Source organism: Thalassospira sp. CH_XMU1420-2 (assembly GCF_037029325.1).
Classification (GTDB): domain Bacteria; phylum Pseudomonadota; class Alphaproteobacteria; order Rhodospirillales; family Thalassospiraceae; genus Thalassospira; species Thalassospira povalilytica.
The window spans coordinates 450,525-467,700 of sequence record NZ_JAYMEG010000001.1 but is presented as its reverse complement, the minus strand read 5'-3'; the positions used below and the strand labels follow the sequence as shown (position 1 = coordinate 467,700).

Genomic DNA, 17,176 nt, shown 5'->3' with positions numbered 1-17,176 from the left:
TCAATTCGATTAAATTTGGCGGGCTTGATCACTGCCAAGCCCCGCATGGGCAAGGGCGGCAATCAGATCGGTACGGGTGACAATGCCGATGATCTTGCCATACTCGACCACCGGCACCGCATCACAGGCCCCGTCCGCCATCAGGGGCAAAAGGGCCGCAATCGGCGTGTTTGCCATCGCACGCGGTTCGGTCACGGACATGATTTCAATTGCACGCACCGGTACGCTGCGCTTCCGGTCAATCAGACGCCCCATCGCCGCCATCAAGCCACGATCAAGACGCAGGGCGTCATCGCCCGCGCGCCGGATGAGATGGATCTGGAAAATCACACCAAGATAACGCCCGTTATCATCCACAACCGGAAGCGATGTAAAACTGTGGCGGCGAAACAGATCGGCAACCTCGCCAAGGGCGGTATCAGCACCGACCGTCACCAGATCGCGCGACATGATGTCTCCCGCAGTCAGCGGGCCGGTGCGATGGGATGCGACCTGCAATTCCGCAGCCCCGATCAGCCGTGCCAGATCCTCGACGCCAAGATTAAGCGACTGGCGATACCGGGCCAGAATGCCATTCAGCTCGTCTTCATCAAGGCCCAGCCGCTCAATCGCCGGGCGGTCTGTTGTCTGATGCGTGCCCTTGCCCTCAAAATGACGAAGCGGGTATTTGCGCCCGGTGGCACGCGCATAGACCATCGCAATCACCACTAGGGCCGCGGTAATCGCTGCCACCGGCGTTACGGCAAACCGAAAACCAAGTTCACGTGCGATATCGGGGCTAAGTGCTGCAACCATGGCAACTGCGCCGCCGGGCGGATGAACCGCACGCACCAGGATCATCACTGCAATGGCAAGCCCGACCGCAAGCGCCACCGCCAGAACCGGATCATCAATCAGCAAACAAACCGCAATCCCGGCAAGGGCCGCAACACTGTTGCCAATGATCGCCGACCATGGTTGTGCCAATGGACTGTTGGGCACAGCAAACAGCAACACCGACGTCGCCCCGAACGGCGCAATCAGGTAAAGCCCGGCATCATGAAGATCAAAAAGTGACAGAAGAAAACCTGCCACCCCCAGACCGATCAGCGCACCAACCCCGGCACGGACGGCTTCAACAGGTGAACTGAACGGCATCGCAGGCATTAACCCGCGAATGTAATTGTGTCTCATTGGTACGTTTCATCACCCGACCCGCCATTCAACAGGCCATAAGTGTTTAATTGTTATAAATTACTTTCCTCCCTCGTACGTTGAAACGACCATGCGGTCAATCGCAACACCACACCTGCCCGAAACCTGCCCGAACAAAAAAGGGAGGGCAATTTGCCCTCCCTCAAATCAAGTCATATACGCAACCTGAACGCTGATCAGTCCCAACGTTTTGCCGCACGCAAGATGGCATCGGTGCCGATCTGGTAGTGATCATAAAGCGCGATGCTGTCGCCGCACTGGCCAAATCCGTTCACACCAAGCGGTGCGACCGCGTGACCACGGACCGAGCCAAGCCAGGCAAGCGCGGCCGGATGGCCGTCAATCACCGTGACAAGGCGCGCATCGGATGCCAGCGGTTTAAGCAGGTTTTCAACATGCGACATTTCGCCCTTTGCCTTGCCTTCAAGTCGGGCGCGTTCCAGATCCTGCCATTCATTGTAAAGCCGGTCGGTGGAGGTCACAGCCAAAAGTCCCAAACCCGGATGGGTTTCGGAAAGCTTTTCCCAGGCGGCGATTGCCTCGGGCGCCATTGCCCCGCAATAGGCAATGACCATTTTGCAATCCTTGCCCGGTTCACGCAGCCAATAACCACCGGAAACAATTTCCGCCTTGGTGGTATCAGAAAGTTCGCGTTCGGGCTGTGCCAGCGGTTTGGTCGACAGACGCAGATAAACCGACCCGCCCTTGGGTGCCTGCATGTGATCGAACGACCAGCCCATGATGGTTGCCAGTTCATCGCCAAAGCTTGGCTCAAAACTGGTCAGGCCCGGCTGCCCCATGCCGATCATCGGGGTCGAGATCGACTGATGCGCGCCGCCTTCCGGGGCAAGGGTAATGCCGCTTGGCGTGGCCACGACCATGAACCGCGCATCCTGATAACAGGCATAATTAAGCGCATCCAGACCACGCGCAATGAACGGATCATAAAGGGTGCCAATCGGAAACAGGCGCTGCCCGAACAGGCTGTGCGACAGGCCAAGGGCGGCCAGGTTCAGGAACAGATTGTTTTCGGCAATGCCAAGCTCGACATGCTGACCACCCGGCGATCTGATCCATTTCTGGGCCGAGGGAACTTTGCGTTCACGGAATTCATCGGCCAGTTCTTCACGCCCGAACAGGCCGCGCTGGTTCACAAATCCGCCAAGGTTGGTCGAAACCGTCACGTCGGGCGATGTGGTAACAATGCGATCGGAAAGATCGCTGTCTTTCATCTTGGCCAGTTCATTGAGGATCTTGCCAAACACTTCCTGCGTGCTTGATGTCTCAACCCGGGCATAGGGCATTTCGGGGATGGTGATGACCTCGGCCATCTTGTGACGCGGGGCACGGTCATTGAACGGTGCATTGGCAATATAATCGCGCACACGCTCGGCACTGACATCAAGGCCCGCCGCCATATCCCATTCCTGCCCGTCGGCGATGTTGTTTTGCAGCTTGAAGGCATCCATTTGCGGGATGTTCATCAAACCGGCATGGTTGTCCTTATGGCCCTGAAGCGGGGTGGCATAGCCCTTGACCGTATAGGCAATAAACACGGTCGGTTTATCGTTGGGAACTGCATCAAAGGCATTAAGCACCGCCTCCATGCAATGACCACCCAGATTGGTCATCAGGTCATGCAGGGCGTCATCATCATAATCCCCCAGAAGATTGGCCAGCGCATTATCGCCGGGCATATCGGATGTGATCTGTTTGCGCCATGCGGCCCCGCCCTGGAAGGTCAGAGCCGAATAGATGTCATTTGGCACATCATTAAGCCATTTCTTAAGCGACTTTCCGCCGGGCTTGGCAAAGGCATCATGAAGCTTGCGACCATATTTGATGGTGATGACGTTCCAGCCAACCGCGCGGAAGAACCGGCCGATGACGCGGAACAGATGCGCATCAATCATGCCATCAAGGCTTTGACGGTTATAATCGATCACCCACCAGACATTGCGAATGTCATGCTTCCAGGTATCAAGCAGGGCTTCGTAAATATTGCCTTCATCAAGTTCGGCATCCCCGACAAGGGCGACCATGCGGCCGGGCTTCTCGCCCTTGGGCAGCATGTTTTTATAGCGCAGATAATCCTGTGTCAGGGCCGCGAAATTGGTCACCGCCGCACCAAGCCCGACCGAGCCTGTGGAAAAATCAACCTGATCGCCATCCTTGGTCCGCGACGGATAGGATTGCGCGCCGCCAAATGAACGGAAGTTTTCAAGCTTTTCCTTGGTCTGACGTCCAAACAGGTAGTTGATCGCATGGAAAACCGGACTTGCATGCGGCTTAACCGCCACCCGGTCCTGCGGACGCAGAACATTGAAATAAAGGGCCGTCATCAGGGTCGTCATGGACGCACAGCTGGCCTGATGGCCGCCAACCTTGATGCCGTCGCGTTTCGGACGCAGATGGTTGGCATTATGGATCGTCCAGCTTGATAGCCAGCGCACCTTCTTTTCGATCTGCCCCAGCATCTCAAGGTCTTCGGCTTTGACATTGCCGGTGCTGGTGGCTTCGATAATTTCACCGATTTCGGGTGCGGCATCCTGTGCTGACATTTTCCTGATCCCTTGTTCGCGCCTGCTGTTCCGGGTCTTTTGCAGGCCTTTTATCGGCCCGCGACATTCCGGTATTGGATTACCGATTTTTAAGGGGAAATGACGGAAATCAAGGGACGCCACCTGCATTTCACACAAGATTCGTCACTTTTGCCTCAAACGTGGAATCGGCTGCGACAATCCCGGTCAAACATTCGAATTTCCCGTCTGAAACAATATTTCGTGGTCGCGAATTGGCACATTTATGACAGCGATTCGTCATGCATATCGCGAAACTTCGCCGCAAACCGGGTTTAAGGGAACAATAACCAATTCAAGGCAATCTCGCCAATCGTGTAGTAATTCTACCATTCGTATAGCATGCGTCTTCGCCCATTCTTTCGCCCCGGAATTTAATTGATCAGATTTCATTTTCCCCCAATGGCGATTTCAATCTTCAGGCACAGGCCCCTGAAGATCATGGCATCTGCCGCCTTGGCGCTGTTTCTGGGGATCGGGCAATCCGCACAATCGACGGCCACCGCACAGGATGCATCCAGCGATCTTGAGATCACGCTGCCGATGGATCATCAGTCGGCCTATTGTCAGGGACAAATTCCGTGGGAACAGCATTCGGAATATCACATTGATTTGTTGCGGCTTGCCGCCCGGCTAAGCGGTCGTGACATCACCATCACCCCGGTCTGTATGGATTACCCGACCGAAGAACGCCGCATTTCGATGCTGCTGACGGCAAACCAGATCAATACTGTCTTTTTCGGGACGTCTTCAAACCGCGAAGAAAAACTGCTGCCGGCCTATGTTCCGATATATCTTGGCACGACCGGTCTGCGTCTTTTTATGGCGCGCCCCGAAACCCTGCCAGCGCTGCGCGATGTCGAAACCATAGACGACCTGCGCACCTTTTCGATGGGACAGGGCCTTGGCTGGCCGGATTCCGCCATTCTGATCGAAAACGGCTTTACCGTCGCCGATGGTCGCTACAAGACATTGCACCGGATGCTTGGTGCCAACCGGTTTGATCTGTATCCCCGCGCGTTCTGGCAGATCATTGGCGAATGGACCTGGATGCAAAGCCAGGCCCCCAATATCGCTGTATCACGCGACATCGCCCTTTATTACCCGCAACCGATCTATTTCTTTTTCAGTCCGACGACACCGGCCCTGCGTGATGCCATTCAAACCGGACTGGAGCGGGCCTATTCCAACGGCATGTTGCTTGAACTGCTGAAATCACATCCGGAAACCGCCCCGTCCTTTAACGGGCTGGACCTCGGCAGCATCCGCATCATTCACGGCACAAACGAAAACCTTCCGGAAAAATCACGCCAAATCATGAAACAATACGGCCTGTTCGAATAATCCCGGCAAATCAATCTTCCAAACACCAAAAGGCCGATCTGCGAAAACAGACCGGCCCTGTTACCCCCGTGCCCAAATACAGCACCGGGTGATTTTTGGTTTGATTGCTCGACTTGTTATTCGGCGGCAATCGCCATTTCGCCACCATCAAGCGCATTGCCCAGATCGGCCAGAATGTCATCGATGCTTTCAAGACCGGCCGACAGGCGGATCAACCCATCGGTGATCTGATATTCGGCGCGTTCTTCGGCGGTATAGGTCGAATGGGTCATTGATGCCGGATGCTGGATCAGGGTTTCGGCATCGCCAAGGCTGACCGCACGGGTAATCATGTTAAGGCCGTTCATCAATTTGCGCCCGGCTTCGATCCCGCCTTTAAGTTCGAACGCGATCATGCCACCGAAACGGTCCATCTGCGCCTTTGCGAGTGCATGCTGCGCAAAGCTTTCAAGACCCGGGTAATAAACCCGCTCGACCTTGGGATGGGAGTCAAGGAAGGCCGCGATCTTTTCGGCATTGTCGCAATGGCGTTCCATCCGCAGTTCAAGCGTCTTGAGCCCGCGCATCACAAGATTGGCATCCTGTGCCGACAGAACCGCACCGGTCATGTCCTTAAGCCCGACCAGACGCACCTGTGTCATATCTTCAAGCGATCCGATCACTGCACCAGCCATAAGGTCCCCATGGCCGCCCAGATATTTGGTGGCGGAATGCACAACGATATCGGCACCAAGTTCAATCGGGCGCTGCAAATACGGGGTGCAATAGGTGTTATCAACCACCACCTTGGCACCATGTTTATGGGCAATCTCGGAAATGGCTTTGATATCGACCAGACGCATATTCGGGTTGGCCGGCGTTTCGAAATAGACAATCTTGGTCTTGTCCGAAATCGCCTTTTCCAGTTCGGCCGGATCGGTCAGGTCCACATGGGTGTGCTTGATCCCGAACTTTTCCAGACCATGACGGAAATAGGCAAATGTGCAGCCATAAAGGGTGCGATCCACAATGATCTCGTCACCCGGCTCGATAAAGGTCCAGCAGACCGATGTAATCGCCCCCATGCCCGACGCGGTCGCAAGGGCGGCTTCACCGCCTTCAAGCACCGCCAGACGCTTTTCGAGAAGATCAAGCGTCGGGTTGGCAATACGCGAATAGATAAAGCCCTGCTCGTCACCGGCAAAGAACCGCCCGCCCTGCTCGGCCGTCTCGAACGCAAAGGTCGAAGACATGTAAACCGGCGGGTTCAGCGCACCATTATGGCTTTGCGGATCATATCCGTGATGGATCGCACGGGTGGCGAAACCGGTTTTGGCGACATTGCTGTTGCGGCTGTCATTGGCAGACATGTGAGGCTCCTGAAAATGCGTTTATTCTGCCCCGATAACCGCAAACCCCGTGCCAGATCACAAAAGCCCCGGTTTTCCGGGCTTTGCGCAAATCTGGTCGCCCCTTGGTGTAAATATTTATTTACACTTATTCGCCCGGATTTCGCCTTCACGACAAAATCCCTGGAAATCAGCGACATGCGAGCGTACAATTTTCGTTACAGTGTAAACTTTCCGGTACAGTCATGCGGTTTGAAATTCGCGGTGAAAACAGGGTCGGCATTACGCGCGACGTGGTCAATGTCCTGACCGATCAGGGGCTTGACATCCGCGCCTTTGAGGTCACGACCCATCACATCTATGCCGATATTCCGGCCATTCGCCCCGGTCGCTTTCCGCTTTTGGCCCATGCCCTGAAACAAATTCCGGGCATTTCCGACATTCGCGAAATTGACCGCCTGCCCACCGAACGCAGACGCGCACAGCTTCATGCCACCCTTGCCGCCCTTGGCGATCCGGTGATTGCGGTTGATGCCAATGGCCAGATCGCCCAGGCCAATCCGGCGGCCCAATCGATCGCAGGCACCAGTGAAAAACCGCTTCGCGATCAGGAGATTTCCACAATCCTTGCCGAACCAAGCATTGAAGATTTGCGCCAAAGTGGCTTTCGCATGCCCGAACATGAAGTAATCCTGGGCGGGCAGACATATCTATTGCAGGTCGAACCGATCGGTCATGTTGATGATGGCTCGGACGCGGCCGACGATGAACCGTGGGGCGGGGTGATGGTCTTTCACCGGGCTGCGCGACTGGGACGGGTCATTACCGCCCTTCAGGATCGCAGTCATACCGGTTTTGACGACATCATCGGCACCAGCCGTGCAATGGCGCGGGTAAAGTCACAGGCGCAAAGGCTTGCCGCGATTGATGCGCCGCTTCTGATCCTTGGCGAAACCGGAACCGGCAAGGAGCTTTTTGCCCGCGCCTGCCACCGTGCCAGCACACGCGCCGATCAGCCGTTTCTGGCGCTTAACTGTGCCGCCATGCCCGAAGGTCTGGCTGAAAGCGAACTGTTTGGCTATGCGGCGGGTGCTTTTACATCGGCACGGCGCGGCGGCAAGCCCGGCCTTCTGGAGCTTGCCGATGGCGGCACCCTGTTTCTTGATGAAATCGGTGAATTGACCCCCTATTTGCAGGCCAAACTTTTGCGCGTCCTGCAAGACGGCCGGTTCCGCCGGGTTGGCGGCACGGACGAGATTGCCGTCGATGTCCGGATCATCAGCGCCACCAACCGCGACCTTGAAGCCATGTCGCATGACGGCACATTCCGCGAAGATCTTTATTTCCGCCTCAATGTTCTGGCCATCACCCTGCCACCGCTTCGCGACCGGATCGAAGATATCGCGGACCTGGCAAGGTTCTTTATCGACCGCACCGCCCAGCAAACCGAACGCCCGGCACCCTACCTTGCCAGGGACGGGCTTGACTGGCTGCGCGCCCATGACTGGCCGGGCAATGTCCGCGAACTGGAAAACACCCTGTTTCGTGCCGTCGCCCTGCTGGACGGGGATGTTCTTGGTGCGGGCGATCTGACCAGTGCAGCCACCGGCACCATGAATTCAGCTGACGCACCCCCATCCGACAATCCCCCCAGCCTGCCTGCAAACCACCAAAACAATATCGCGACCAGTTCCGACCCGATTGCTGCCGCCCTGGCACAAAACGATTTCAATGCCGGCCTTGATCTTTTGGAACGTGAAATGCTGATGCGGCTTTATCCGGATTATCCAAGTTCGCGCAAATTGGCAGAACGACTGGGCGTTTCGCACACATCGATCGCCAATAAACTGCGCAAATACGGCATTGGACAGTAAACCGCCCGGATACCCCGCCACGATCAAGTTTATGGCGATTGGTCACGCCACTTCTTGCCAGCTTGGTTGCAGTGCGGCATGATCTTCCTAAATCAAGGGGTGGAAAGCCCCGAAAACAGGGAGAAGAAATATGCTGACAGGAAAACGCGCACTCGTGACCGGCTCGACCAGCGGGATCGGCCTTGCCATGGCAAAGGCGCTTGCAGGTGCCGGCGCTGATGTGATGCTCAATGGCTTTGGCGACGCGGATGAAATCGAGGCAACCCGCAAGGGCCTTGAAACCGATTATGGCGTCACCGCGCACTATAACGGTGCCGATCTGTCCAAACCCGACGAGATCGAAGCCATGATGAAGGATGCCGAGGCCAAATTTGGCGGCATTGATATCCTGATCAACAATGCCGGCATTCAGTACACCGCCAATGTCGAAGATTTCCCGCCCGAAAAATGGGATGCGGTAATCGCGATCAACCTGTCATCGGTTTTCCACACCACCCGCCTTGCCGTTCCCTATATGCGCAAGAAAAACTGGGGCCGGATCATCAATACCGCGTCTGCCCACGGTCTTGTCGCCTCGGTCCAGAAGGCGGCCTATGTCGCGGCCAAACATGGCGTGATCGGACTGACCAAGGTCACAGCCCTTGAAACAGCTGAAACCGGCATCACGGCAAATGCCATCTGCCCGGGCTGGGTCCGCACCGAACTGGTCGAACGCCAGATCGAAGCGCGCGCCAAGGAAAACAACATCTCGATTGAAGAATCCGCAACCCGCTTGGTCTCGGACAAACACCCGTCCAAACAGTTTGTCAGCCCCGAACAGATCGGCCAGACCGCGCTCTTCCTGTGTTCTGACGCCGCATCGCAAATGACCGGCACGCATCTGTCAGTTGATGGTGGCTGGACGGCGCAGTAAGCTTGATCACGCACTAGAGCAGAAAGCTTCCGTCCAGAGTTCGTTCTTTTCCTATGCACCTTAGGACGCACATGATAGGTAGAGAAGAGATCATCAAGAAACTAAAGTTGCCCAACCAATGGTAGATGCCGTTCGCATTATCCTTAGCAAAGTAGCACTGAAACTTGCACCTGCTCTTTATAAACGACGGGCAATTGCATGGGCAGAAAAACACCTGAAAAACAATGCTTCATTTCTGCTGTCATTTGACTGCGACACAAGCAGAGACGCCGATGCCTCCATTAAGATTCAGAGACAACTTCATCGCGCAGGAATTCGCGCCGCCTACGCCATTCCAGGACAATTACTGGAAAAACACTGGGATAAATACAAAGAACTCCCCTCACTCGGCGGGTATTTTATAAACCATGGCTATAGAGAGCACGCAGCCGTTGATCCTGCGACAGGCAAACCGTATTCGACATTCACATATCGAGACGTCGACAAAAACACATGGCAACAAGACATACTCGCCGGACACGAAGCCATAGCATCGCTAACCGGAGAACCTCCGATTATATTTCGAACACCGCATTTTGGCGAGTTCAACAATACAAACCAACTTCGCCAACTGTATGACTTCCTCTCCTCTCTCAATTACCAGATATCTACGTCCACCACACCGGCGTTCAGCTTCTCTTACGGGCCGCTACACAAACCCCACGCAAGCTTAACCGAAATACCTCTTAGCGGATGCCTTGGACAGCCAACGCAACTTATGGACAGCTGGGGTTTTCTCTCCGCGCCAGATGCAGCTGGGCGCCAGGCACTCCTGAATGAACTCAAAGGTTACAAGATAGAACTCGCAGCCGGGAAAAGCCTCCTAGTGAACATTTATTTTGATCCGGCTGATATCGCCTATGATCAAGAAATATTAGATTTACTTACCAGCTTTAAACCGTATTGTAATATACACTATGATAACCTTGTCCCAGGCAAGAAAAACTGAGAATACACACATGACTTCCAGCCCACGGATTCTTGTCATTGGATACTGTTACCCACCCACGGCAACCCCAGAAGCATTTGTAACAGCAAAACTTCTCCGCAACATACCCGACTGCGAAATCGACATACTAACCTTGGAAGATGGCTTGGTTAGCTCTTATTCTGACCCAGAGATGGGAGAATACGCTGAGTGCATAAACGGGCAAGTAATAAAGGTAACACCTTCGTGGCTGACCAGGAAGCTGTGCCGCACCCCCAGACTACCGATCCGCCCTGATCGCTGGATCCTTGCCAACCGAAGCGTCCGCCAGAAAGCAATCAAGATTGCACCACAAAACTACGACTGCATTATAACAAGGTCGCAATACCACTCTGCGCATCTTGTAGGACTGTATCTGAAGAAAAAATTTCCACAGTTGCCATGGATTTCATGCTTCTCCGACCCCTGGTCGTCTTCAGATCACCAAAAAGATGTGCCGATATTTTCAAATTACAGTGCACACCAAGAGAATAAAGTGCTTCAAGCGTCTGACCATTTAGTATTTCCGACGGAGGGACTACTTGATCATATGTGTCAAAATAGAAAGAACTTGATCGAGAAATCCTCCGTTGTACCGCACTGCTTTGACCCTAAACTTTACAGCGCCGAAAGCTGTGTCACTTTTGAAAGCTGTAAAAATGAACTAGTATGGCGGATTTTTGGCTCGTTTTATGGGAACCGCAAACCGGATACGCTTATTCAAGCACTTGACATTTTGAAAGTACCCAATGGAAAAAAAGTTCGAATAGAAATCTTTGGAACCGCCCATCCGCGGTACGAAAACTTCAACGATTTCAACAGAAGACACGAAGATCGTGAAATAATCTATATGGGACAAATCCCTCATAAAAGGGCTCTCAGGCTGATGCAAACGTCTGACCTTTTAATCGTTGTCGACAGCACTGAACAGCAAGAAAGCTTCTATCTACCATCAAAAATTATTGATTACATCGGGAGCGGAACGACTATACTTTCGATTTGCGGACCCGGCACAGTAGAAGAGGTCACAATCAAGAATGGCCACCTCATTGCAAACATAGAAAATCCATCATCCATCTCACTTGAAATGGAAAACATCTTAAGAGTCCCCAAACCTATTCAAATGAAACAGGCACACAGCCCTGAATACAACTCAGACCACGTGTCTAAAACATTTCTCAAAATAATTAATTCAACAATCAAAAAATGAAAACCAATTACAATATAAATTCAACTATACTAGGAACTATAACATCCCTATTTATTATAGTTCCGTTTCTAAGCGTAAACATAAACAACGAAAAAATATTCACAGAAAACAAATATCAAATATTAATATCAACAATATTATTATTATTAATTATATTTAACATATTTCAGAACAAAAAAACAAATAAAAAATTAAATAAACCCAAAAATTTACTTATATTTTTCTCATCATACTTGCTTATATGCTTGATAACATCAATTAACTCTGAAAACGCCAACTTATCTATATATAGAGTCGCAATATCATTCCTAACCCCAGGACTGATACTCATAATAACCTCGCAGATCAGAGACATTGAACAATTTACAAAAGGATTTATGACGGGAGTAGTCTTAGTATGCATCACATCAGTCGGATATTCATTTATAGGAGCAATTGCTGACAACCACATTGTGACCACGAGACCAAGCGAAACGTTAACTTTTAGATTACTTGGAATAGAAATAACTCAAAAAATATCCCACAGGGCATTTTTCTATGAAGATGAGAAATTTTATATTTCACGATATAGCGGACTATTCTCCAACGCCAACGGACTCGGTCTAATGAGTGCCATATCTTTTTTTATGGCCAACTCAAAATCATTCAATTCAAAAATAAAAATATCAATACAAATAATATCCATATTAGGACTAATACTATCCGGATCAAGAATGGGAGCAGCTCTATTCATAACATCGCTCATTTACACAACCATAAAAAGAACAACATACCAAAAATTATTTTCATTAACCATTATTTTATTACTTTTTACTTTTACAACACTTACATCAACAGGCGACAACCTTGAAAAAATTACATCTAAAATATTTTCCAACATGCCGAGCCATGAATTTTTGCATCTTGGAGAGCGTAGCAGCTTGCTCAGGACCGCATGGAACGGATTTTTAGATAATTGGCTGCTTGGCGTCGGCTTCGGTCTTGGATCCGAGTATCTGTTTCCCGCAAGCCCTGATACTCAAGCCGTTCATTCAGTAGTACTAAACTCACTGGTAGAAACTGGCATCATTGGTACGTTACCATTGCTGGTTTTGTGGCTGTACCCGATCCTCGCCAATAGCCGGAAAACATCAGAAAATGAGCACTATCCCACTCAATCTCATCTCATCTCAGGCATCTTGCTCGGACTTTTTGTTGCTGAAGCATTTGATTTGAGTATAACCCGATTCCACTACATCCATTTAATATTCTTTACCTTGTTGGGGATATGGTTCTCACTGCAGCAAAAATCCGAACAAACAGTTGAACAAGATGCTCAAAGTTCTCGACCGCCAAAAATGCCCTAAAGACCTTTGGAACAAAGCAGTCGATGAATTTTCTGGTGCGTGGGCTTGGCATCGGTGGGAACTGCTTGATGCAAGGGCGACATGGTCCAGGACAAATGACAAGTCGTTTGCAGTGCTAGATGAACAAGATGCTTCCAGGTTAGTTGCGCTAATCCCTCTCGCTCTTGTCTTGACCAAGTCTGCTGGGTTTATTTTCGGCCCGCACCTTGAAGGAACAGGTGGCCCGATCATAGATGACCGCATTCCCCGACGAACAAAGGATAAGGTACGTGCCGTTATAGCTGGAGAACTTGAGCGCCTTGCACTTATGGAGAAAGCACGAAGAATTGACTTTTCTTGCCCCCCCCTTGCGACCAATTTTTTGAGTGCTTCAACCTTACTTCCCAATCCATTATGTCACTTCGGATACACAGATACGTCTACTCAGACTTGGCTGCTAGATTTTTCGGACAAAAATGAGGAACAGCTCTGGAATAATCTTGAGCACCGATGCCGAAAACAGATCAAGAAGGCACGCAGGAATCAGCTAAGCGCAAGTTTAGTTACCCCTGATCGATCTATGCTGGACTGTTACTATGCATTGCACTTGGAAACCTGTGGCCGCAATAACATCCCGCCGCATCCAGTAGATTATTTCTCCGAAATATTTGGCCCTATATCTAGCGCAGGATTGGTTAAAAGCTGCGTGGTCAAAAGCGACACCAGAACTTTAGCAATACACAATTTTCTCATATATAAAAATAGCGCACTCTATTGGACGACAGCAGGAAGCAATGATGCTTTAAAGCTTTGCGCAAACGATTTCGGGATATGGCATGCAATTACCGAGTTCTCAAAATCTTCAATTGACTATCTCGAGTGTGGAGAAGCATTTCCCGGCGCGGCGGACGGCAAACTCAAGGGACTGAACGACTTCAAAAAATCATTCGGGGGAACATTATACCCTTACTTCCGGGGACAGATGATATATCGACCTGTTACGGAATCCCTGATGAACATTGCAAGACATCTGCGGCAGGGCAGGACTAAAAAGTGACATCTACAGAACAAAAGCATTTTAATGAGCGTGCGGCAGGGTACGAAACCGAAATTGGCGAAGAGTATACTCAGGCTCTTAAATGGCAACTTATTGAGAAATATTCAGAAGCGGGCCAGACTGTCATTGATGTTGGTGGCGCCAATGGCCGACACGCCGTAGACCTTTCCTGTCTTGGGCGGAAAGTTATATGTGTTGATTTAAGTCCCGGCATGCTCAAGCAGATGTGTAAACGCAAAGAATTCCTTGCAATCACGCAAGAACAGCGACCAATCCCTGTTGTTTCAGCTGCACAGTCCCTTCCGATCACAAACAATTCGGCAGACATGGCTTATTGTTTTGCCACACTTCTCCTTATGCCGGATCAGGGAAACGCAATTGCCGAACTTGTTCGCACTGTCAAGCCAGGGGGATATATCATCCTGGATATCGCCCGTCCCTGGAACATCGGATGGCTTTATTGGCGAAATCACTACAAGAAGATAGGATTTCCGGGGATTTTTCCCCTCTCGGCAGGTAACACCCGAAAACTCTTCAGAGATTTGAAATGCACTGTAATCGAAAGCATCGCAACAGGCTTCCTGAGCCAATTATTGTATCTTCCATTTGTTGAAAGCAGAACACGCCTGCGTAGCTTGATCCACTCCACGCGGCAGGCTCCCGATCTTGATGGCAAAATTTCTGCACGGATACCCACCTTCGCCAATCGCGAATATATCGTTCTGCAAAAGGCCTTTGAAACTTGATCGATAACGTATCAAGGAAAATGATCACATTTTTCAAAAGCGACCTTGGCGTGAGGTTTGTCGCAGAAGGTGTTGTGCGCTCAAACGCATTTATCCTAACCCCACTTCTCTCATGGTCTCTTGGTGCTGTTGTTTTTGGCAGTTACCTTCAGGTAATGAGCCTTGCCTTTGCATTTGTACCGTTGGTATCAGCCGGTCTCGGATTTACCGTAATTCGCAAACTGGCAGGTCGGACCGATAGCTCTGATGCCCCGAATCTTTTGCTGACAGCGATAGGAATCGTAAGTTTTTTGTGCCTATCTCTCATGCTGATTCTTGCATTCACAGCCGAAAACGTACTGATATTTCTATCTCTCAACACTATTTTAGCCCCCAGCTGGCTTACGATAGTGGTGCCAAGCCTTGCATGGATTTTTGCCGTCGAAGCATTAATCGGCGAATATATGCGCGCAATGGTCAAAGCGCGACTTTCTCTTTATATTCAAATTGTCAGTTTCGCACTTCAAATGGCATTCTTAGGTGTCGTTCTTACGTTTGACAAACTGTCTTTGGGATCGACGCTGCTGTCGATTGCAGCTGCCAAGGTCGTAGTAATTGCATACTTACTCATACCGATCCTAATTCGTATAAAGAAGCACAGCACCAAGAACAAAAGCTCTCTTTTACAAGTCGCACTCAGCGGATTACCATTTATGCTGGCAGGGCTTGCAGAATGGGCGGGAAACTTGGGCGATCGACTGATTGTGGGGCGCTTTCTTGGCCCCGAGGCCGTTGCACATTACGGCGCATCGATCATGATTTTGTCCGTTCTGGCTGCATTGGGGGCACCAATTTGGTGGTTGCTTTTTCCAACCGTCTCCGCCCACGTGCGTAATGGTGAAACTGAGCATTGCCGGGTTACTGTCAGGCAACGCACCATGCTGTTTACAGAATTGGCTCTACCGATATTGGCTCTGGCCATTCTGGTCGTAAATCCCGCGGTGTCACTTTTATTGAACAGCCCAGTAAGCAACATGACGGCGGTCATACTCCTTGCCGGCTGTGCAATTCTGATATCGCAGATGACCACCGGCTGGGAATACTACCTGGTCTGCGTTTCATCCGGAAAAAGGCTAATGACAGCTTCGGTTATTTGCTCCTTGCTGAGCTTTGGCTCTGCTTGGCAATTAGCTCCCTCCTGGGGATTGGTCGGAGTTGCGTCTGGAATGCTGATTGGCAAGGCAACGCTTGGGCTATTTTTCGCAATAAGCGCCAATCGAAACGGATTTGTAGGTTGTGCTTGGCCAATGCGCTCATTCGTGACGCTGGTGACCGTTAATGGTATCACGGCAATCACAACATACTTCTTTGCACATCAAATACTTACGATATCTTCGCTCTTCTACCAAATTGCGTTTTCTGCTGTTATTTTTGCAGCAACGTACGGGGCAATCCGTTTTTTGCTTACACCAGTTCTGCAACGGTTAAACGCGCAATAAGAATCTTTGATATTGCTTCTGCCGCCTTGCCTTTTCCCTGAATACTCTGCCAGCGCTCAACTGCCCGTCCATCTACACCAAGAGCAAGCAATCTCTCCAGCTCATCAGGGAGACTTGCTCCACACGCCCCGGCAAGCTTGCCCAAACCCAGATCAATGATCTCGGGCCGTTCGGTGACATCGCGCATCACAATAATGGGCACACCACAATATGGTGCTTCTTCCTGCATTCCCCCGGAATCGCTGATGACGATGCGAGCTTGCGGAAGCAGAGCCATCATTTCGTCATAGGGCAGCGGCTCAACAAAATACATATTTGGGAGCTTGGCAACGAAATGGCGCCCGACAGTATCGCGAACCTTCGGGTTCGGGTGCACGGGCCACACAAAGTCAATTTCGGGATGTCTTTTTATGGCAAGCTCGAGGTTCTCACAGAACGCGTCCAGTGCACCCTGAAGCGCCTCACGTCGATGCATTGTCACAAGCGCAAAAGGCTTGTCTCCCGGGCAATAATGCTCAACCACACCAACACGCGAACTTGTTGAGTTGATTTTTTGGGTCGCAACCAGGCTATCGATACCCGGGTTCCCTACAACATGAATGCAATCGTCAGAAATGCCCTCAGTAAGAAGATTTTGTTTTGCTATAGGTGTTGGAGCCAAGTGGATCGATGCAATCCGCGCGATCATCTGCCTCAACCCTTCCTCAGGCCAGGGATTATTTATGTTATGGCTTCTCAGCCCTGCCTCAACATGAGCAACCGGAATATGGTTAAGAAATCCGGCCATTGCACCACCAAATGCAGAGATCGTATCGCCTTGAACGACAACAATATCTGGTTTTCTCGCCAGAAATTCGCGGTCCAGAGCAGATATAACTCGACGCTGTATCTCAGCTGCGGGCTGCGCATGCGTCATCAAATCAAAATCAACATCAACTTTTAAATGCAAACTGTGGATTGCCTGATCCATCAGGCTTCTGTGTTGACCGGTTGAATAGACCCTAACACGGGCTTCCCCCAATTTTGCACGCAGAGAACGAATAACGGGAGCCAGCTTGATGAACTCTGGTCGCGTGCCTGCAACAACGGCAATCTGTTTCGGTGCAATATCAGTCACGCAAT

Annotated in this window: 13 protein-coding genes; 9 read left to right on the top strand and 4 right to left on the bottom strand. The window is 51.1% G+C overall.

Annotated elements, in window-relative coordinates; genetic code table 11:
- Positions 1–9: 9 nt before the first annotated feature.
- Both WA429_RS02190 and WA429_RS02185 read right to left on the bottom strand, forming a co-directional pair.
- Complete coding sequence (locus WA429_RS02190; RefSeq protein WP_287464384.1) at positions 10–1,173, bottom strand: HPP family protein; 1,164 nt, start codon at positions 1,171–1,173, stop codon at positions 10–12.
- Between the two features lie 197 nt (positions 1,174–1,370).
- The gene (locus WA429_RS02185; protein WP_101245298.1) at positions 1,371–3,755 is read right to left on the bottom strand and encodes a hypothetical protein; all 2,385 of its coding nucleotides are present in this window, start codon (positions 3,753–3,755) and stop codon (positions 1,371–1,373) included.
- Positions 3,756–4,214: 459 nt separating this feature from the next.
- Between WA429_RS02185 and WA429_RS02180 the strand changes: the two genes are divergently transcribed.
- Positions 4,215–5,117: a hypothetical protein gene (locus tag WA429_RS02180; RefSeq protein ID WP_287464385.1), complete on the top strand. Its 903-nt coding sequence runs from the start codon at positions 4,215–4,217 to the stop codon at positions 5,115–5,117.
- Between the two features lie 116 nt (positions 5,118–5,233).
- On the opposite strand, the gene WA429_RS02175 is transcribed toward WA429_RS02180, so the two are convergent.
- A complete protein-coding gene (locus WA429_RS02175) occupies positions 5,234–6,466 on the bottom strand; it encodes a methionine gamma-lyase (protein ID WP_287464386.1) in 1,233 nt (410 codons plus the stop codon).
- A gap of 224 nt (positions 6,467–6,690) precedes the next feature.
- On the opposite strand from WA429_RS02175, the gene WA429_RS02170 reads away from it, so the two are divergent.
- The 8 genes from WA429_RS02170 (at position 6,691) to WA429_RS02135 (ending at position 16,054) form a co-directional block, all read left to right on the top strand.
- Entirely contained in the window at positions 6,691–8,319 is a 1,629-nt protein-coding gene (locus WA429_RS02170) for a sigma-54-dependent transcriptional regulator (RefSeq protein ID WP_287464387.1), read from the top strand.
- Positions 8,320–8,449: 130 nt separating this feature from the next.
- On the top strand, positions 8,450–9,232 hold the full coding sequence (locus tag WA429_RS02165) for a 3-hydroxybutyrate dehydrogenase (RefSeq protein ID WP_101245294.1): 783 nt from the start codon (positions 8,450–8,452) through the stop codon (positions 9,230–9,232).
- 118 nt (positions 9,233–9,350) lie between these two features.
- Positions 9,351–10,220, top strand: a complete 870-nt coding sequence (locus WA429_RS02160; protein WP_287464388.1) for a polysaccharide deacetylase family protein — start codon at positions 9,351–9,353, stop codon at positions 10,218–10,220.
- A gap of 10 nt (positions 10,221–10,230) precedes the next feature.
- Entirely contained in the window at positions 10,231–11,448 is a 1,218-nt protein-coding gene (locus WA429_RS02155) for a hypothetical protein (RefSeq protein WP_287464389.1), read from the top strand.
- Positions 11,445–12,794: an O-antigen ligase family protein gene (locus WA429_RS02150; RefSeq protein WP_287464390.1), complete on the top strand. Its 1,350-nt coding sequence runs from the start codon at positions 11,445–11,447 to the stop codon at positions 12,792–12,794. Before WA429_RS02155 ends, WA429_RS02150 begins: the two co-directional genes overlap by 4 nt.
- Positions 12,760–13,830: a GNAT family N-acetyltransferase gene (locus WA429_RS02145; protein WP_287464802.1), complete on the top strand. Its 1,071-nt coding sequence runs from the start codon at positions 12,760–12,762 to the stop codon at positions 13,828–13,830. Before WA429_RS02150 ends, WA429_RS02145 begins: the two co-directional genes overlap by 35 nt.
- The gene (locus WA429_RS02140) at positions 13,827–14,576 is read left to right on the top strand and encodes a class I SAM-dependent methyltransferase (protein ID WP_287464391.1); all 750 of its coding nucleotides are present in this window, start codon (positions 13,827–13,829) and stop codon (positions 14,574–14,576) included. Before WA429_RS02145 ends, WA429_RS02140 begins: the two co-directional genes overlap by 4 nt.
- Positions 14,577–14,596: 20 nt before the next feature.
- The gene (locus WA429_RS02135; protein WP_336107147.1) at positions 14,597–16,054 is read left to right on the top strand and encodes a lipopolysaccharide biosynthesis protein; all 1,458 of its coding nucleotides are present in this window, start codon (positions 14,597–14,599) and stop codon (positions 16,052–16,054) included.
- Here WA429_RS02135 and wecB read toward each other — a convergent pair.
- Entirely contained in the window at positions 16,020–17,171 is a 1,152-nt protein-coding gene (wecB, locus tag WA429_RS02130; protein ID WP_287464393.1) for a non-hydrolyzing UDP-N-acetylglucosamine 2-epimerase, read from the bottom strand. The two genes, WA429_RS02135 and wecB, sit on opposite strands and share 35 nt — an antisense overlap.
- Positions 17,172–17,176: the final 5 nt, after the last annotated feature.

Excerpts from the sequence above, each read along its gene's own strand:
- WA429_RS02145 (WP_287464802.1), top strand. The coding sequence starts at position 12,760 with ATGCTCAAAGTTCTCGACCGCCAAAAATGCCCTAAAGACCTTTGGAAC.
- WA429_RS02185 (WP_101245298.1), bottom strand. The coding sequence starts at position 3,755 with ATGTCAGCACAGGATGCCGCACCCGAAATCGGTGAAATTATCGAAGCC.
- WA429_RS02170 (WP_287464387.1), top strand. The coding sequence starts at position 6,691 with ATGCGGTTTGAAATTCGCGGTGAAAACAGGGTCGGCATTACGCGCGAC.
- WA429_RS02160 (WP_287464388.1), top strand. The coding sequence starts at position 9,351 with ATGGTAGATGCCGTTCGCATTATCCTTAGCAAAGTAGCACTGAAACTT.
- WA429_RS02190 (WP_287464384.1), bottom strand. The coding sequence starts at position 1,173 with ATGAGACACAATTACATTCGCGGGTTAATGCCTGCGATGCCGTTCAGT.
- WA429_RS02175 (WP_287464386.1), bottom strand. The coding sequence starts at position 6,466 with ATGTCTGCCAATGACAGCCGCAACAGCAATGTCGCCAAAACCGGTTTC.
- WA429_RS02135 (WP_336107147.1), top strand. The coding sequence starts at position 14,597 with ATGATCACATTTTTCAAAAGCGACCTTGGCGTGAGGTTTGTCGCAGAA.
- WA429_RS02155 (WP_287464389.1), top strand. The coding sequence starts at position 10,231 with ATGACTTCCAGCCCACGGATTCTTGTCATTGGATACTGTTACCCACCC.
- WA429_RS02150 (WP_287464390.1), top strand. The coding sequence starts at position 11,445 with ATGAAAACCAATTACAATATAAATTCAACTATACTAGGAACTATAACA.
- WA429_RS02165 (WP_101245294.1), top strand. The coding sequence starts at position 8,450 with ATGCTGACAGGAAAACGCGCACTCGTGACCGGCTCGACCAGCGGGATC.
- WA429_RS02180 (WP_287464385.1), top strand. The coding sequence starts at position 4,215 with ATGGCATCTGCCGCCTTGGCGCTGTTTCTGGGGATCGGGCAATCCGCA.